General features: G+C 33.3%; 12 protein-coding genes. All 12 read left to right on the forward strand.

All coding sequences use genetic code 11. The annotated features are described in order from the left end of the window. Positions 1-69 precede the first annotated feature (69 nt). On the forward strand, positions 70-1,509 hold the full coding sequence (locus WHD07_RS16105) for a GH39 family glycosyl hydrolase (protein WP_343329213.1): 1,440 nt from the start codon (positions 70-72) through the stop codon (positions 1,507-1,509). Between the two features lie 326 nt (positions 1,510-1,835). Beyond that, positions 1,836-3,419, forward strand: coding sequence for an arylsulfatase (locus WHD07_RS16110; RefSeq protein WP_343329214.1), 1,584 nt, complete (start codon positions 1,836-1,838; stop codon positions 3,417-3,419). Positions 3,420-3,426: 7 nt separating this feature from the next. Next, entirely contained in the window at positions 3,427-4,824 is a 1,398-nt protein-coding gene (locus WHD07_RS16115) for a sulfatase (RefSeq protein WP_343329215.1), read from the forward strand. A gap of 37 nt (positions 4,825-4,861) precedes the next feature. Further along, positions 4,862-7,420, forward strand: coding sequence for a hypothetical protein (locus WHD07_RS16120; protein ID WP_343329216.1), 2,559 nt, complete (start codon positions 4,862-4,864; stop codon positions 7,418-7,420). A 392-nt stretch (positions 7,421-7,812) separates the two neighbouring features. Beyond that, the gene (locus tag WHD07_RS16125; RefSeq protein ID WP_343329217.1) at positions 7,813-8,862 is read left to right on the forward strand and encodes a glycoside hydrolase family protein; all 1,050 of its coding nucleotides are present in this window, start codon (positions 7,813-7,815) and stop codon (positions 8,860-8,862) included. Positions 8,863-8,868: 6 nt separating this feature from the next. Continuing rightward, the gene (locus WHD07_RS16130) at positions 8,869-10,440 is read left to right on the forward strand and encodes a sialate O-acetylesterase (RefSeq protein WP_343329218.1); all 1,572 of its coding nucleotides are present in this window, start codon (positions 8,869-8,871) and stop codon (positions 10,438-10,440) included. Positions 10,441-10,493: 53 nt separating this feature from the next. Continuing rightward, positions 10,494-11,960, forward strand: a complete 1,467-nt coding sequence (locus tag WHD07_RS16135; RefSeq protein ID WP_343329219.1) for a GDSL-type esterase/lipase family protein — start codon at positions 10,494-10,496, stop codon at positions 11,958-11,960. Between the two features lie 68 nt (positions 11,961-12,028). Beyond that, the gene (locus WHD07_RS16140) at positions 12,029-13,039 is read left to right on the forward strand and encodes a family 43 glycosylhydrolase (RefSeq protein WP_343329220.1); all 1,011 of its coding nucleotides are present in this window, start codon (positions 12,029-12,031) and stop codon (positions 13,037-13,039) included. Between the two features lie 3 nt (positions 13,040-13,042). After that, positions 13,043-13,876, forward strand: coding sequence for a prolyl oligopeptidase family serine peptidase (locus WHD07_RS16145; RefSeq protein WP_343329221.1), 834 nt, complete (start codon positions 13,043-13,045; stop codon positions 13,874-13,876). 19 nt (positions 13,877-13,895) lie between these two features. After that, positions 13,896-14,960, forward strand: a complete 1,065-nt coding sequence (locus WHD07_RS16150; RefSeq protein ID WP_343329222.1) for a glycoside hydrolase family protein — start codon at positions 13,896-13,898, stop codon at positions 14,958-14,960. A 205-nt stretch (positions 14,961-15,165) separates the two neighbouring features. Next, positions 15,166-16,725, forward strand: a complete 1,560-nt coding sequence (locus WHD07_RS16155; protein ID WP_343329223.1) for a sulfatase-like hydrolase/transferase — start codon at positions 15,166-15,168, stop codon at positions 16,723-16,725. 18 nt (positions 16,726-16,743) lie between these two features. Next, entirely contained in the window at positions 16,744-18,339 is a 1,596-nt protein-coding gene (locus WHD07_RS16160) for an alpha-L-fucosidase (RefSeq protein WP_343329224.1), read from the forward strand. The last annotated feature ends 52 nt before the right edge of the window (positions 18,340-18,391 follow it).

Below are 18,391 nucleotides of genomic sequence, written 5' to 3' on the forward strand. Positions count from 1 at the left end.
CCCTAAAAATGAATGTTTTTTCAGATAAAATAATTTAGGAAAGGATAAAAATAGAAACACATAAAAAGAATGATAAAGGCACTGCAAATTTTTATTTTATTCGCATTTATAGGATTAAATGCCCAAAAGAAAGATACCGTATCGGTTAATTTTAATAAGACGATAAAGAAAAATATCAACAAAGGTATTGCATCAGCAAACTTATGTTGGTTAACAGATTCTGATTTAAAACAACCTAATAATACGCAGTCTATAGTAGATGCCATCAAAGAAATGGGATCTGGGTCTTTGCGTTTTCCGTACGGACATTTGGCCGATAATTATTTGTGGCATACGGCTCCTTTTAATGATACTGAACAAGGTTTAAGACCTAAAGTAGCAACGATGTTACAAGCTCCTGGAATATGGGATTGGGCTGTAAATAAGGATGGTAGTTTTAAAGCTGCCATGGATTTTGATGAGTATATGCAACTGTGTAAAAAGTTAAATATTAAACCATTGGTTGTTGTAAATGTTTTTTCTTTTAAATACAAAGGTGGTCCTACTTTTAAGCAACTTGTAGAAAGTGCTGTAGCCTGGGTAAAATATGCGAAGAAGAAAAATTACCATGTGGAATATTGGCAAATAGGTAACGAAGTAGATCATCACCCAGATGTTTTAACTAGAGATGAATATGTAGCCTGTTATCAACAGATAGCATCCGCAATGAAAGCGGTAGATGCGAGTATTAAAATTGGTCCTGGAACTCTTAGTAGTGTCGGTTATTTTAATCAGGTGCTTGCAAAATATCCTAAATTGATCGATTTTGCTTCTGCTCATCAATATATGTGGCGTTATAAAGATTCACTTACTAGTTATACTATTTGGAAAGAGCATGCAGATCATTATATTCCTAATATTTTAAAAATGCAGAAAGCGGTGTCTAATTCGGTAAAACCGAATATGGAAATTGTAATAACCGAAACGGGTGTAACGCCAGATAAAGGAATGGGTTCTGTAAATAATATGCATAAGGCTTTATGGTATTTTGATGTTTTGATGAACCAAGTTAGCTTACCAAATGTGGCGTATTCTTATTTTTGGGGAACACATTCTCCTTGGGGAGGTAATAAAGACAATGACAACAATGATTTAGGTGTACTTTTTAGAGTTGATGATAATTCTCGTAAACCCATTGCAGAGGTAATTAAGCTTGTAAATGAACATGTTCTAGACAATATGGTAGCAACCACACAATTTTCTGGTTACATAAGAACCTTTGCGAGTAGCAGTAATAATGGCGATAAGCTTGCTGTTTTTTTAATGAATAAAAATGACAAAGCTCAAAAAGTAGTCTTAAAGTTGAGTGCTTTACCAAATCATATAAAGGCATTAAATCGTATGGAATATAAAGGGAAATTACCAGAAAGTAAAACCGTAAATATCATTAAATCTCAGCCGGTTTCTATCAATGATAATTATATAGAACTAACACTTGCTCCATTGTCTATAACGGTTTTAGAAAATTAGGGAAAGAGTTTGTATAGATATTACTAAAAATAACATAGGTTTCGTCAAAATTTTTTGCTTGAGAAAATAACAATTTTTAAGTGATTTAGACTGTTTGAAATAACCAAAATGAATCCTTATTTGAAACAAAAGGATTCCTTACATCATAAATTAGTTTTTTAATTTAGTGGCAGGATGTTAAAACAAGTTATGGCAATTGATGTTAAAAATTATTTGCTCATAATCAATTTAAAAATCAATAAAATTATATTTTGAAAAATCGACTCGTAACAACTATCAATTATCTAAGCTTTTCATTTATTTTATGCATGATTTCTTGCAATACAGTGAAGCAAGAAAGTAAAACTAAAGAAGAAAAACCAAATATCGTTTTAATCATGGCCGATGATATGGGCTTTTCAGATCTTGGTTTTATGGGGTCTGGGATAGAAACCCCAAATATTGATCAATTAGCATCTGGCGGAATGGTTTTTAATCAATTTTATAACGCAGGAAGATGTTGCCCAACAAGAGCTTCTTTATTAACCGGTTTGTATGCGCATAATGCGGGTTTAGGTTGGATGACTGCTGCTGATTTTGGCGTACCAGGATATCGAGGGACCATTAGTAAAAATAGTGTAACACTTGCTCAGACGTTAAAAACAGCAGGCTATAAAAATTACATGACAGGAAAATGGCATGTAACTTATAATAAAAATATGGAGCCAGGTCTGGATAATTCTAATTGGCCTATTCAAAGAGGGTTTGATGAATATTACGGAGTTCTTTCTGGTGGAGGAGGATATTATTTACCAACAACTTTAACTAAAAATAATGAAAGACTGACGCCTTCAAAAGATTTTTACTTAACTGAGGCAATTAATAATTCTACAATAGAAATGTTAGAAGATCATTTTGAAACAAAAAAGGATACTCCCTTCTTTTTTTATGTAGCACATTATGCACCACACAGACCTTTGCATGCCTTAGAAGATGATATTAAAAAGTACAAAGGAAAATTTAGTAAAGGATGGGATTATTTTAGAGAGCAGCGTTTTAAAAAGATGAAAGAAAGTGGTTTGTCTAATAATTGGGCATTGAGTCAACGACCTAAAGATATTCCGGCATGGAACAGCTTATCAGAAAAAGAAAAAGCCATGTGGGAAATGCGAATGGAAGTTTACGCTGCACAAATAGACCGAATGGATCAAGGAATTGGACGCATTATAAAATTACTAAAAGAGAAAAATGAATTAGACAATACCATTATCGTTTTCTTATCTGATAATGGTGGAAATAAAGAATCGCAAGGAAAGAATTTTGATGCGGAAAGTATGACAACTCCTGGTGACAAAAATTTTAACCAAAGTTATAGAAAAAATTGGGCAAATATGAGCAATACTCCTTTCCGCTTGTATAAAAGTTCTAACCATGAAGGCGGAATCAGTACGCCATTAATAGTGCACTGGCCTAAGAAAATTAAACAAGGTTCTATTACAAATCAGCAAGGACATGTCATCGATTTTATGCCAACTTTAATGGAACTTGCAGGTGCAAGTTATCCAAAATCGCTTAATGGAAATAATATAAAACCATATCAAGGTAAAAGTTTGGTTCCTGCGTTTAAAGGCTCGGTTTCTAATAGAGGTCCGTTGTTTTTTGAGCACGAAGCAGACAGAGCGGTTATTGACGGCGAATGGAAATTGGTTTCTACAAAATCGTTAAAAGCTCCTTATGAAGGAAAATGGGAGTTATACAATGTATCCGAAGATAGAGCAGAAGAAAATAACTTAATAGATAAACATCCAAAAATTGCTTTAGAACTCGAACAAAAATGGAATGTTTGGGCAAAAGAGAACAATGTTTTGCCTCTAGATGCTAGAGGTTGGACCGTGAAAATAAAAAGTGATATCCATACTTCAAAAAAATAAAAAACGAATGAAAATTAAATTATTATATATCAGTATCACACTGTTTGTAGCACAAGCAATGGTTTATTCTCAAAACACTACTCAAAAGCCAAATTTTGTCATCATACTAGCGGATGATTTAGGCTATGGAGATTTAGGGTTTACAGGGAGCACACAAATAAAAACACCAAATATTGATGCTTTGGCAAAAACTGGAGTTCAAATCAATCAAGGGTATGTTTCCGCACCTGTTTGTGGACCTTCTAGAGCAGGTTTAATGACCGGGAGAAACCAAGTGAATTTTGGTTTTGATAACAATCCTATTGTAAATTTACCTCAGTTTGACGATAACTATGTTGGTGTTCCTTTAAGTGAAAAAACAATGGCAGATCGATTGGCTTCTTTAGGATACACCAACGGGTTGATTGGAAAATGGCATTTGGGAGAAGCAGATCATTTTCATCCTACCAAAAGAGGATTTCATGAGTTTTGGGGCTATCGAGGAGGAGGACATAACTATTTTGCAAACAAACCGAATGGAAGTCCTTACAAAAATACTATTGAGAGTAACTTTAAAACGCCACAAGAAATTACGTATTTAACAGATGATAAAGGAGATGAGTGTGTAGATTTTATCAAACGTCATAAAAAAGATCCTTTCTTTTTATATGCATCCTTTAATGCGCCTCATGCGCCAATGCAAGCAACGGAAGCAGATTTAAAATTGTATGCCGACATAAAAAATAAGAAAAGACGTACGTATGCTGCAATGGTACATCGTTTAGATATAAATGTTGGTAGAATTGTAAAAGAGTTAAAAGCTCAAAAAGTATATGAAAATACTGTCATTGTCTTTTTAAGTGATAATGGTGGTCCGTGTGATCAAAACAGCGCTATGAATGCTCCGTTTAATGGGCAAAAAGGAATCTTGTTAGAAGGAGGAATTCGAGTGCCTTTTGTCATCTCGTATCCAGGGAAATTAAAAGCAGGAAGCTATAACAACCCAATTACTTCTTTAGATTTAACGCCTACTTTTGTTGCTTTGGCAGGAGGTACAACAAATGAAAAAGATAAATTAGATGGTGTAGATATTATGCCTTATTTATTAAATCAGAAAGCAGGAAAACCACATGAAACAATGATGTGGAGATTTACGATAAGTGGCGGAATTAGAAAGGGAGATTGGAAATTGGTGCGATTACCAGATCGTTTGCCGATGTTATTTAATTTAGATAAAGATCCATCTGAACAAAATAATGTTGCTAGTGATCATTGGGATTTGGTGGCATCTATGCTGAAAGAATTAGGTGATTGGGATGTTTCTACTCCTCAAATTTTATACTTAGAAGGTGCTCGTTATAGAAGAGAACAGCTCGATTTATATGATCATAAATACCAATTGACACAACCTGTTAAAACAAACTAACTCGCAAAAACAAAAGCTAACTAAAGTATAAAAACCAATGAAAAGCCACTTGTTAAAAATCAATTTATTAGCACTCGTTTTGTTTTGTTTCAGTTGTACAACTTCGGATGAAAAGAAGAGCAATCTACAAACAACTGTTACAGCAGATAAAGGAGAAATAACGTCTATTTCTGGTGTAAGAAATATTAGTGGTGTTTATTCGCATTTAACAACTTATGCACATGCAAGAGAAAACGGAACTTATAGTTTTGGGAACGAATGTGGTATTGGAGGATTGGCTGTTTGGAATGAAAAACTGTACATGATTAATTATGCAGCGCATGAACCAAAAGGAAGTGAACACAAACTATATATTATCGATAAAGATAAAAAGATGGAAGTGTATCAAGGAAGTATTGGAGGTACACCTGCTGCTAGAATGATTCATCAAGAATCTAATCAATTATTGATGGGTCCTTATGTTATTAGTAGTTCTGGAGAAGTAAGAGTGATTCCTATTAAAGATATGAAAGGCCGTTTAACTGCTATTGCAAGGCATTTAAAAGATCCTGAAAATATGGTGTATTATTACGATATGGAAGGGATGTTGTATGAGGTAAATGTACATACGTTAAAAGTAAATAAGCTGTATCATAATCCTTTACCTGGTTGGCATGGAAAAGGAGCTTATACAAGTCAGAATAGATTGGTATTGGCAAATAATGGAGAACATGGGCATGAAGGGAACAAACATTGGCAAATAAAGATAGAAAATAAAAAAAGCAAAGAAGATAATGGAATTTTAGCTGAATTTGATGGTGAAAATTTTAAATTGATAGAAAGAAGACAGTTTACAGATGTTACCACTAAAAACGGAATCAACGCTGTGCCAAACGACCAATCTCCTTTGTGGGCAATGGGTTGGGATAAAAGATCGATACGATTAAAGGTTCTAGAAAATGATGAATGGAAAACCTTTTTATTACCTAAAGCAACCTATAACAATGACCCTTCGCATGGTTGGTTTACAGAATGGCCAAGAATTAGAGAAATTGGTGATGGTAAAATGATGATGGACATGCATGGTATGTTTTTTGATTTTCCTTCAACATTTTCTCATAAAAATACAGCCGGAATTAAACCAATGGGTTCACATTTAAGATATATTCCAGATTTTTTAAGTTGGAACAATAAAGTTGTTTTAGCTACTGATGAAACAAGCATACAAGGAAACCCTTATGCAGGTCAGCCACAATCTAATCTTTGGATTGGCGAACGTGAAGAATTGGGTAATTGGGGACCTAAATCTGCTTATGGTGCAATTTGGATCAATGATGAGGTTATTGCAAATAAACCGTCACTTCCTTTTTTAATAGCTGGTTTCGATAACAGAATACTACATGTATCGAATGCTGATAAAACGCCAGTGAACATTACCATTCAGGTTGATGAAAATGGAGCAGGAAATTGGAAAGAATTACAAACAATTGCATTAGGAAAAGAAGGCTATCAATATTATATTTTTAAAGAAGATGTAAAAGCAGAATGGGTACGATTGGTTGCTAATAAAACTAGTAAATTAACAGCTGCTTTTCATTTTACAGATCATAAACTTAAAAATAGTACGGACGGAAAAGAGTTGTTTAAAAGTCTTGCAGATATCGATGAAAATAGCAAAGTATCTCACACAAAATTGTATAGTAATAAAAGCAATTATAATTTAAGTGTGTATGCAGGCGAAATAGAGAATAACAATTTTAAAAAGACAAGTTCTTATGAGTTTTTAAAGTATGATTTTAAATTTGTAAAAGGGATTAAAGATAGTACAGCTACAAGCGCGTTAAAAAATAAAAAAGTTGGAGAAGAAGTTGATTTTTTCAATAAAAAATCAGCAGCTACTTCTGACGTAAATGAAGACGGAAAAGAGATTTGGTCAGAAGATGAGGCATCTGTTATTTTACATGCAGAAAATTATCAATTAAGATTACCAAAAGGGAATGGAAAGTATTCAAATCAATTTTCGGCAAAAACATCTCGTGTAACTAGAGAGCTTGAATCAGAAAGAGAGTTGGCAAATATTTCGGGTACATTTTATGAATTACCGCTTTATAAAGTAGGGAAAGAACCTTTATATAAAATGATGCGTCCTGTTACAACACACAATAAACAAATTACAGAATTTAATACTTGGAATGGTTTATTGGTTTTAAGTGGTGTTAAATTAGATGCAGAAGTATCAGAACATGTGTATAAATCTGATGATGGTAACGTGGCACTTTGGTTTGGTGGTATTGATGATTTATGGAGTTTTGGAAAACCTGTAGGAGAAGGTGGTCCTTGGAAAAATACCCAAGTAAATGCAAACCAATTATCAGATATGTATTTGATGACCGGTTATGATGAAAAATCAGTTGTTTTAGAATCTGATGTAGATACACAATTTGAGTTATTTATCCATATAAATCATTATTCAGACCAACCTGTTTTGTTTAAAACATTCGATATAAAAGCAGGACAAAAAATGACCTATAAATTTCCACATGGATTTAGTGCACATTGGGCACAATTAAAATCTAGTAAAGATTGTAAAGCAACCGCTTGGTTTATTTATCAGTAAAAAAGGTTTTAAAAATAAATAAATAGTAAGTAATAGAAGTGTTCATACTATTGTAACCTTTTTTACTTTTCTTAAATGTTCAACATGCTTGATTTTTAGTGTGTTGTACTTTTTTTGTGTTTTGTTTTTTAATTAAATTCAAATTCATTCTTAGATTTAGGAATTCTGGAGAGTTGTCTGTTTTTTATAAAATAGACAAAATTACCCATGATTATTGTCAAAATGACCCCACTAAATGTGTTAAGAATAAGTAGTTTTATGTTTTTAAATGTTTTTTAAAATCTATTTAATTTAGTCATCATATTGATGAAGATTATTTATAGAAAACAATGTTAAAAAAGATAGAAAAAGTACACGTTATTTTGGTAATATAATACAATAAAAAAGTAAAAATGAAAGGACAACAAATACTATTAATCGCATTGCTATTTATTTTTCTTGGATGTAACAGTCAAGCTCAAAAAATGAAAATTTCTTATGTGGGTGATGCAGCATCAAATGAAGGTATGCACGTTTGGGGATCTTCTCCTGTACAAGACAAAGACGGAAAAACACACCTATTTGCGGCACAATGGTCTACAAAAACGCAACCTAATTTTAATGGATGGTATAAAGATTGTGAGATTGGTCATTATGTAAGTGATAGTCCAGAAGGACCTTTTACATATGTAGGTGTGGTTGTGCCAGACAAAGATGGTTTGTTTAATTCGCCACACAACCCAACAATTAGTAATATTGACGGACAGTATCAGCTTTGTTTTATTGTGAATGAAAACAACGATTTAAAAACACAACGTATTGTAATGTATGTTGCAGACGATTTAAACGGTCCTTGGAAACCAGCAAAAGGAGGAGAAGCAGATGGTACTATTTTACGTCAAACTAAAGATTCTACAGTTTGGAATTATACAGCAAGATTAGGGGTTTCTAATCCATCATTAATCAAATACAAAGGCAAATATCTTTTATATCATAAATCTGTGGTAAGAAAACAACCTAAAGGATATGTGTATTCTTATGGAGTTATCGTTGCTGATAATGTAGAAGGACCTTATGTGCAGAACCCAACAAGAGTAACCGAAGAAAAAATGCCGTTAGAAGATGCTTATGCTTTTACCATGAATGATTCTGTATTTATGATGAGTAGAGATTTTAGAGGTGCTCTAGGAAATAGAGGTGGAGGTCTGTTATGGAAATCTGGAGATGGTTATTCTTTTCCGGTAGAAAAAACAGTGCGTGCTTATGAGGATTTACAACATTATGTAGGTGAAGAATACTTAAAAGACGCGGTTTCTTATAGAGGAAAAAAAGATGGACATTTAGAGCGTGCTCAAATTCTTTTTATTGATGATAAACCAGCTTATTTATATTTAGCAACAGGTGTTCAAGTGAAGCCAGGTTTTGGTAGTAGCTCACATGTTTTTAAGATAACTTTCGAATAAAGATAAATGAAAATAGAATTTAGTTTTAATATTCGCTGCTTTATAATACTATTAGTCTTGTTTAGTCAGGTTTTTAGTTTTGCACAAACAAAGGCAATAGGTAAATCAACAAATAATAATCCTTTTCAATTAGGTTCTCTTTTTAAAGATCACATGGTTTTGCAGCGCGATATGCCAATTCCTGTTTGGGGAAAAGCTGCTGCAGGAACAACGGTTACTGTTCAGTTTGCAAATTCTAAAAAACAAGCTGTTGCAGATTCTAATGGTAAATGGAGCGTAAAATTAGCGGCGTTAAAAGGGAGTTTCGATCCTAAAACAATGCTAGTATCATCTTCGATGGATGAAAAAACAATAGAAATATCGGATGTTTTGGTGGGAGAAGTTTGGATTTGTTCTGGGCAATCGAACATGCAATTTTCTGTAAATGCTGCTCCAGAAGTAAAGAAATTAATTCCATCAGCAAAAAATATAAGAAGTTTTAAAGTAAAAAATACAGTGGCACTAGAACCTCAAGATACTTGCGAAGGTACTTGGGAGGTGAATTACCCAAATAGTGCGGTGGCATTTTCATTCGCTTATTTTTTAGAGAAATCAGCCAATGTTCCTGTGGGTATTATTTTAACATCTTGGGGAAGTTCATCCATTGAAGCGTGGATGCCTAGAGATATGACAGAAACCGTACCTCATTTTAAAGTGATGATGGATGAGTTTGATGCAGACATCAAAACAAAAAATAGAATAACAGCTATTTTAAACGGACCAAAACCATGGAAAAGAGACGAGGATATTTTTTTACGTAGACAATCAAATATTCTTTATAATGCCATGATGCATCCGTTAATTCCGTATGCTTGTAGAGGATTGGTTTGGTATCAAGGAGAAAGAAATGCCCAATCTATGAACGGAATGTTAAAAGAACCTTGGTTCTCTAGAAATTCAGGAATCTTAAAATACGGAGACGTACTTAAAGAATGGATAAAACGCTACCGAAAAGGTTGGGGTAATAATGAATTGAATTTTCAAGTAGTAATGCTTCCTGGTTATGGTAAAGTGTTAGATGCCGGTAAGGACATCGATCCTAAAACACCCAATGCACATTCTTGGGCGTGGATGCGAGAATCTCAAATGAAAGCACTAGAATTACCCAATACATCGGTAATAAATACCATTGATTTAGGTGATGTAAAAAACATTCATCCTAAAGATAAATTACCCGTTGGTAAACGTTTGTCTTTAATGGCGCTTAAAAATGTTTTAAATAAAAAGGTAAAAGCGATGGGGCCAACCTTAAAAAAGGTGAAAATAAAAAAGAATACCATTGTTGTTTGTTTTAATAATGTAAAAAAATTAAAGACAACTGATGGCAAAGCTCCAACAGGGTTTTGGTTGTCAGATGTCTCTGGAAAATGGTTTACAGCATCAGCAAAAATAAAAGGCAAAAAAGTGGTATTGCAAGCTTCAGAATTAGAAAAACCACTTTACGTTCGTTATGCTTTTACAGGGAAACCAAATGTAAATTTGGTGAACGAAGCAGATTTACCAGCGTATCCATTTAGAACAGATGTATTTAAACCATAGATTTTAAAGATTCTTAATTAGATAGCATAATTGCATTAAATTATACACATAAAATGAAATCAATAAAAAGTATCGTAACATTTTTAATTCTTGTTTGCGCAGTTTTTAATATTGGAGCGCAAAATATAACTCCAGATAGTAAAGTTTTATACAAAGAGATTAACGGAGATAGTTTATACCTGCATGTTTTTAAACCTAAAATATCTAAAAAACCAACGGCTGCAATTGTATTCTTTTTTGGTGGAGGATGGACAGGAGGTAATCCAAAACAATTCTATCAACAAAGTGAATATTTTGCATCAAGAGGCATTTTAGCAATTTCTGCAGAATATAGAATTAAGAATACGCATGGTACTTCTCCTTTTGAGTGTGTAGAAGATGGTAAATCTGCTATTCGTTGGGTGCGAGAAAATGCGAAAAAACTAAATATAGACCCTAATAAAATTGTTGCAAGTGGAGGTTCTGCCGGCGGACATGTGGCATTAACAACAGCCTTAATAGATGGCTTGGAAAATGCTGATGAAAATTTATCCGTAAGTTCAGTACCTAACGCAGTAGTTGCTTATAATCCTGTTTCAGATACTACAGAAAAAGGATATGGTGCTAAAAAAGTGGCAGGTAGAGAAACAGAAATTTCTCCAACACATCAGGTGAAAAAAAACATGCCACCTATGTTGATTTTTCATGGAACTAAAGATAAAACAGTGCCTTTTGAAAATGCAGAACGCTTTACTAGATTGATGAAAGAAGCAGGTAATGAATGTGAGTTGGTTGCTATTAAAGATGTTGATCATGGTTTTTTTAATGGCGATTTTTTTAGAAAAGGATCTGGTAATAAATATTACAATGTAACCACATATAAAACAGACGTGTTTTTAGAAAAATTATGTTTCTTAAAAGGGAAACCAACACTTTCTGAAAACATTAAACAAGTGGCTTGTGTTGGAGATAGTAATACAGAAGCTACATATCCTAAATTTTTACAAGAAAAACTAGGCAATAAGTACGAGGTAAAAAACTTCGGAAAAGGTGGTGCAACTTTAATTGATGGTACAACGCATCCGTATTTTAAAAAGAAGGAATATAAAAATTCATTAAAATTTACGCCAGATGTTGTTTTAATTATGTTTGGTACCAACGATGCCAATGTAAAGTGGTGTTTAGACCCAAATAGAAAAACGGAATTTAAAGGTACTGCTCAAGAAGAGTTTAAAAGTCAATACAGAAAGTTGATAAAAGCCTATAAAACTAAGAATGCAAAAGCGGAGATCTATGTGTTAACTCCGTTGCCAATTTACGAGCATGAAAAAAGTAGAGATCCAAAAATAAAGCAACGTATTGCAAACTTGCATGAATGGGTAATTCCTATTGTCAGAGAAGTTGCAGAATCAGAAAATGTGAATTTGATAGATGTAAATAAACTAATGAAAAAAGCCTATAAATACACTGTTGATGGTGTTCACTTAAATCAAAAAGGATATGAAACTTTAGCTAAAAAAATAGCGAAAGAAATCCAATAACTTACTTGTTCAGTAAAATTAGAATTTAATAATCTAGTACTAGTAGCCAACCTTAATATTAAAATTAGATGCGGAAAGTAAAAATATCAATTGTAATCATATTCGCAAGTTTAATCACTTCTTGTAACACTACAAAAAAGGAGAAAAAAATAAAAAAGGAAGTAAAAATGGCAACAGAGGCTGTAAATTTTACATATCAAGATATTACAGGAATTGGTAAAGATACTGTGTATAATAGAAGAGATAATAGTGATATTATTAAAGTTGGGAATACCTATTATATTTGGTATAGTCGTATGGATAGTCCAATTACTCCGGGTTATTGGGCAACCATTTGGTATGCAACCTCACAAGATGAAGGACATACTTGGCAAGAACAAGGAATGGCACTTGATCTTGGTAAAGAAGGTAAATTTGATAGTCATTCTGTTTTTACACCTAATATTTTAGCTTATAAAGGAAAATATTACTTGTATTATACAGGTGTAAAACCAACACCTGGAAATAAAAATAAGGAGTTTGAAGGAAATGGTACAACCGATATTACTGCAATTGGTCTTGCCGTTTCAGACAGTCCAGACGGTCCTTTTGTTAGAGTAGAAAACAATCCGGTTTTAGAAATTAGTAATGTTGCCTCAGATTTTGACAGTTTTAGAATTGATGATGCTAGTTTGTTGGTTAGAGACGGTAAAGTTTGTTTATTTTATAAAGGAAGATCTATTATTGATGGTAAACAAGGGCCGAAAAGAACAAAAATGAATGCTGCGTATGCTGACCAACCTGAAGGACCTTTTAAAAAGCATGAGGGCTATTTGTTAGACAAAAGTCACGAAGTCTTAATTTGGAACAAAAATGGCGGTATTGTTTCATTAGCATCACTTAGTAAAACGTTGTATTTTTCTAAAGATGGAGAACACTTTTCGGTTTTACAAGATGGTTTAAAAAAGATACCGATGGCACCAGGTTTGTATCGCCCGCATTTAGAAAATGGAAATTTGGCAACTGAAGTTCCTGGTTGGGGAATTTCAATGATTCAAAAGAAAGGATTAACCTATTTAGTTCGTTTTGAAATGAAGTAGTTTATGAAAAAAATAACCATATTATTTTTATGTTTAATTACTCAAAGTGTCTTTTCTCAAACACTCTATTTAGATAATAGTTTTTCTACTGATTATCTTAAAGAACAAGACAAATCATTTTATGAGCAAAACACAAGCGCTTATATTTATACGGATAAAAATGGAGTAAAAATGCCTTATCGATTGTTTTTACCAGACAATTACAATCCTAAGAAAAAATATCCCATAGTTCTAGTTTTTCACGGCGCAGGTTCTAGAGGAAACGACAATTTAAAACAATTACGACCTTGGGTAGCAGGTTGGATGGATGCCGAGGTGCAAAAAGAACATCCAAGTATTATTTTAATGCCACAATGCCCTAAAAAACAACAATGGGTAAATGTACCTTGGAAAGAGGGTTCTTATCGATTTAAAGACATTCCAGAGAGTGATCCTATGCAACTTTCAAAAGAAATTTTTGACAAAGTAGTGCAAGAATATGCTGTAGATAAAAATCGTGTGTATGTGATGGGCATGTCTATGGGAGGTTACGGAACATGGAATTTTACGATGCGATATCCTAAAATAATTGCAGCTGCTGTTCCTATTTGTGGAGCAGGAGATCCATTGATGGCAAAAAAAATAAAGAGAATTCCTATTTGGGCTTTTCATGGTGATAAAGACCCTACAGTGCCACTTGCAGGTTCTACAGAGATGATTGAATCTTTAACTCGTTTTAAAAAACACAAAGCTCGTTTCACTATTTACAAAGATGTTGGTCATAATTCGTACGAATTGGCATGGAAAAATCCTGCATTGATTGATTGGGTTTTTAGTCAGCATAAAAGATCTAAATAAGTCGCATAAACATAAAAATATGAATAAATTCCTTGTAAAACTTTTATTAACTGTATTGTTAGGTTGTTCTATCACTGCTCTGTCAAAAGAAAAAGAGATCAGTCTAGACATCCATAAAATGATGAAGCCTTTGCAAAAAGATGGAATTTTTCGTGATTCTTTGTATTACAATTGGGGAGGTTCTATTATAAAAGATGAAGGAGGTACCTATCATTTGTTTTATTCCCGATGGAAAAGAGCCTATACTTTTAATGGATGGCTAACATTTTCGGAAATAGCACATGCAGAATCAAATGCAGCAACAGGACCATGGAAATACAAGGAAACCGTTTTAAAAGGAAGTGGCCAAGGGAATTGGGATGAAATTACGGCGCACAATCCTAAAATTAAATATTTTGAAGGCAAATATTATCTCTATTATATCGCTACCAATTTAGGCAGTAAGAATTTTACAAATGATGATTTAGTTGCGTTAAGTACAAAATCATTAAAAGACGCAGATAGAGGAACGTTACGTAAAAATCAAAGAACAGGTGTGGCGGTTTCAAATTCTATTAATGGCCCTTGGAAAAGAATGGAAACACCCATAATAGAACCATCTGGATCCATCGCTAACATCACTGTGAATCCTGCAATTGATCAAGGGAAAGACGGGAAGTATTACTTAATTGTAAAAGGAGATAAACCCAATGAGAAAAAGTTTATCAGAAATCAAGCAATTGCTGTTTCTACATCACCAACGGGGCCTTTTAAAATTCAACCCAACCCTGTAATTGGCAATTTAGATACCGAAGATGTGTCTATGTGGTATGATGAACAACAAGCTGCCTTTTATGCTGTTTTTCATGCCCATTCTTATATTGGATTAATGACTTCTAAAGATGGTTTGCATTGGGAAAAAGCTAAGAATTATGAAATCAGCCGTAAAAAAATAGCATTAGAAGAAGGAGGTTTTCTAATTCCCAATCGTATGGAGCGTCCGTTTGTTTATGTAGAAAATAAGCAACCAGCAGTTTTGTGTCTTGCTATAAAAAAGGGAGATGATTCTTATACTATTTTTATTCCTCTTGATAAAAGTAATTAAGTTTGATCAGAAAATAGTGTTGAAAAAGCAGGTTCTTCAAATTTTATTTTGAAGTATTTCTTTGATAGCAAATGAATCGTTGGTTCATGTTGATAAAGAACGTTTATCATTCGTTTTTTGCTAAATGCAACATTTTTATACTAAGTATGATACGGCTGTACTTCTAAGTCATCATTACTTTTAGCTACTTTTGAGTAAAAATCATATGATGGTAAAAAAATATTCATTTGTAGGAATTTTATTCTTAGTGTTTGCGTCAATTACTTTACAAGCCCAACAAAAAAAGAAGCCTAATATACTTTTTATTTTTGCAGATGATCAAATGTTTAATAGTATTGGTGCTTTAGAAAACTGTCCTGTAAAAACACCCAATTTAGACAAACTGATGGACAATGGTGTGGCGTTTTCTAGAACCTATAATCAAGGGTCTTTTGCGCCTGCTGTATGTGTTGCAAGTAGAACGATGCTTAATACAGGAGCCTCTCTTTGGAAAGCAGCTTCTTATTCTAAACGTGGAAATGCTGTTAAAAACCCAGATGCTAATACACCTAATTCTAGCATAAAATATGATATTCCATTTAAAAAACCAGAAAAATATTGGTCACAATATTTAAAAGAAGCCGGTTATGATACGTATATGGCTGGTAAATGGCATGTAAATGAGGTAAAACCAAAAACTATTTTTGATTACACAAAAAATGTTAGAGGAGGAATGGCAAGACAAACAAAAAAAAGGTACGCACGTACTTTTGAAGAAGATAAGCCAGATACTTGGTCTCCTTATGATACAGAACTAGGCGGTTTCTGGAAAGGTGGAAAACACTGGAGTGCAGTATTGGCAGATGATGGAATTGCTTTTTTAGAGCAAGCTAAATCTCGCGAAAATCCATTTTTTATGTATTTAGCATTTAATGCGCCTCACGATCCAAGGCAAGCTCCCAAAGAGTTTGTAGACATGTACCCTGCAAATGAAATAAAAGTACCTGAAAACTTTATTCCTGAATATCCATATAATGAATATGCGGGTGCAGGTCGTACTTTACGAGATGAAAAACTAGCTCCTTTTCCTAGAACAGCATATTCAGTAAAAGTAAATAGACAAGAATATTACGCTTCAATTACGTATATGGATGCGCAAATTGGTCGTATTCTAGCAGCATTAGAAACATCAGGTGAAGCAGAAAATACCTATATTATTTTTACAGCAGATCATGGATTAGCGGTAGGAGATCATGGTTTTATGGGGAAACAAAACATGTACGAAAGTAGCATGCGAGTACCTATGATTATTGCTGGACCTAATCTTGAAAAAGGAAAAAAAGTAGATGCATTTGTTTATTTACAAGATGTTATGCCAACAACCTTAGAGCTTGCAGGACTTAAAAAACAGAAACAAATCGATTTTAATAGCTTATTACCTTTGGCAACAGGCAAGGTAAATAAGAGTACTTATCCAGTTGTTTATGGTGCTTATTTTGGTACACAAAGAATGTACAGAACAGAAGAATATAAAATGATTGTGTATCCGATGGCAAATAAAGTGAGGTTGTATGATATGAAAAAAGATCCTTTAGAAAAGTATGATTTAGCAGAGAAAAAAGAGAAGTATAAAAAGGTGTTAAAGAAATTATTTAAGGAATATAGAAGGTTGCAAAAACGTATGAATGACCCTGTAGATATTAAAACAGCATTTGATAATTTTATGAATGATGTGCCACCAATGCCATTAGCGAAGATACCAAGTTCTGAAAATAGTAAGCATTAAATTTATAATTTCAAGTAAATGAAGAAGCATATATTTTATAATTTCTTAGTCTTAGTTTTTTTTATAACCATGTCATCTTGTAAGATTAAACAAGAATCTAAAACAAACGTTTCTGAAACAAAAACGCATTATGATGGTAGTTGGGAGGCATTGCAAAAAATGCCAGTTCCTAATTGGTTTAATGATGATAAAATAGGACTATTTATACATTGGGGACCTTATAGTGCCATTGGTTATAAAAAAGAAGGACGTGGCTATGCAGAGCATGTGCCAAAGCATATTTACGAACAAAAAGAGCATTATTACCCTTATTTAGAAAAACGATGGGGAGCTGCTCCACCAGATTTTGGCTATAAAGATATTATTCCTGAATTTAAAGCAGAAAAATGGAACCCAGATGAATGGGCATCTCTTTTTGCAGAAGTTGGAATTAAATATGTAGTGCTTACCGCAGAACATCATGATGGATTTTCTAATTGGGATTCAAAAATAAACCCTTGGAATTCGGTAAACATGGGGCCAAAAAGAGATCTTGTTGGAGATTTAGGAAAAGCAGTTCGTAAACAGGGCTTAAAGTATGCACCTTCTTATCATAGAGAGCGACATACTGGTTTTTTTGCGAAAGAAAAATATGTAGTGCATAGTGAACCTAGACCAGATATTGCAGAAGAAATAAAGCGTATGCCAGAAGCGGCGTCTTTGTATGGACCTTTTGATTATAGTAAAGAGTTTGTAGATGATTATGTTGCACGTTGGAAAGAAATTCAAGATAAATACCATCCAGATTTTTTATGGATAGATGACGTTCCTATTTTTACACGTGATGGTAACAACCCTAAAACGGGATTTAAACCAGAAATTCAATATTTTCATGATCAATGTAGAAGCATGATTACAGATTTTATGAACAACGGATTGGATAGAAATCAGGCTGTGTATGTAAATAATAAAGGAGCAAATAGAAATTGGCCTGATGGTGTTGGTTGTTTAGAAAAAGACAATTTAAAATTGAAAGTTATCGGTCCTAAATTTCAAAGCTGTACTACTTTTGGTACTTCTTTTGGCTATTTAGAGAACGACAAATATAAGAGCATGAAAAACATCATTAAAGAAATGGTGGAAGTGGTGTCTCGCAACGGTAATTTTTTAGTGAATATTGGTCCAAAAGCAGATGGAACCATTCCTGATGAACAAATGACACGATTACGTGAAATGGGGAATTGGTTAAAAATAAATGGTGACGCTATTTATGGTACAAGATATTGGAAAGAAAGTGATCAGAAAGAAGGTCATATAGCATTTACTACAAAAGGAAATTCATTATTTTCCATCGCATTAGAAAAACCTGTAAAATCGTTTGTAATTAAAGGAACAAAAGGTTGGACTAAATCGAATATTAAATCTGTAGCGCTTTTAGGTTCTGATGATGCCGTTTTATGGGAAATGACTAATGAAGGAGTAAAAATAACGCCTCCTAAAAATTTGGGTAAAAGCAACTATGCTTGGTCGTTTAAGATTCTAACGGATAGCAATCAATTTCATCCGAATGTTATTGAAGCGGATGTGGATAAAGTTTTTAAAGGCACCAAAAAAGTGGATGTAAATGGGTTTTAAAACCAACCTTTTTTATTTCATAAAATACTAGAAATGATTACAAAATTAAGAT

Origin of the sequence: Polaribacter staleyi, from assembly GCF_038024045.1 — a bacterium.
Classification (GTDB): domain Bacteria; phylum Bacteroidota; class Bacteroidia; order Flavobacteriales; family Flavobacteriaceae; genus Polaribacter; species Polaribacter butkevichii.

Excerpts from the sequence above, each read along its gene's own strand:
- WHD07_RS16150 (WP_343329222.1), top strand. The coding sequence starts at position 13,896 with ATGAATAAATTCCTTGTAAAACTTTTATTAACTGTATTGTTAGGTTGT.
- WHD07_RS16145 (WP_343329221.1), top strand. The coding sequence starts at position 13,043 with ATGAAAAAAATAACCATATTATTTTTATGTTTAATTACTCAAAGTGTC.
- WHD07_RS16115 (WP_343329215.1), top strand. The coding sequence starts at position 3,427 with ATGAAAATTAAATTATTATATATCAGTATCACACTGTTTGTAGCACAA.
- WHD07_RS16135 (WP_343329219.1), top strand. The coding sequence starts at position 10,494 with ATGAAATCAATAAAAAGTATCGTAACATTTTTAATTCTTGTTTGCGCA.
- WHD07_RS16140 (WP_343329220.1), top strand. The coding sequence starts at position 12,029 with ATGCGGAAAGTAAAAATATCAATTGTAATCATATTCGCAAGTTTAATC.
- WHD07_RS16160 (WP_343329224.1), top strand. The coding sequence starts at position 16,744 with ATGAAGAAGCATATATTTTATAATTTCTTAGTCTTAGTTTTTTTTATA.
- WHD07_RS16120 (WP_343329216.1), top strand. The coding sequence starts at position 4,862 with ATGAAAAGCCACTTGTTAAAAATCAATTTATTAGCACTCGTTTTGTTT.
- WHD07_RS16130 (WP_343329218.1), top strand. The coding sequence starts at position 8,869 with ATGAAAATAGAATTTAGTTTTAATATTCGCTGCTTTATAATACTATTA.
- WHD07_RS16155 (WP_343329223.1), top strand. The coding sequence starts at position 15,166 with ATGATGGTAAAAAAATATTCATTTGTAGGAATTTTATTCTTAGTGTTT.
- WHD07_RS16125 (WP_343329217.1), top strand. The coding sequence starts at position 7,813 with ATGAAAGGACAACAAATACTATTAATCGCATTGCTATTTATTTTTCTT.
- WHD07_RS16105 (WP_343329213.1), top strand. The coding sequence starts at position 70 with ATGATAAAGGCACTGCAAATTTTTATTTTATTCGCATTTATAGGATTA.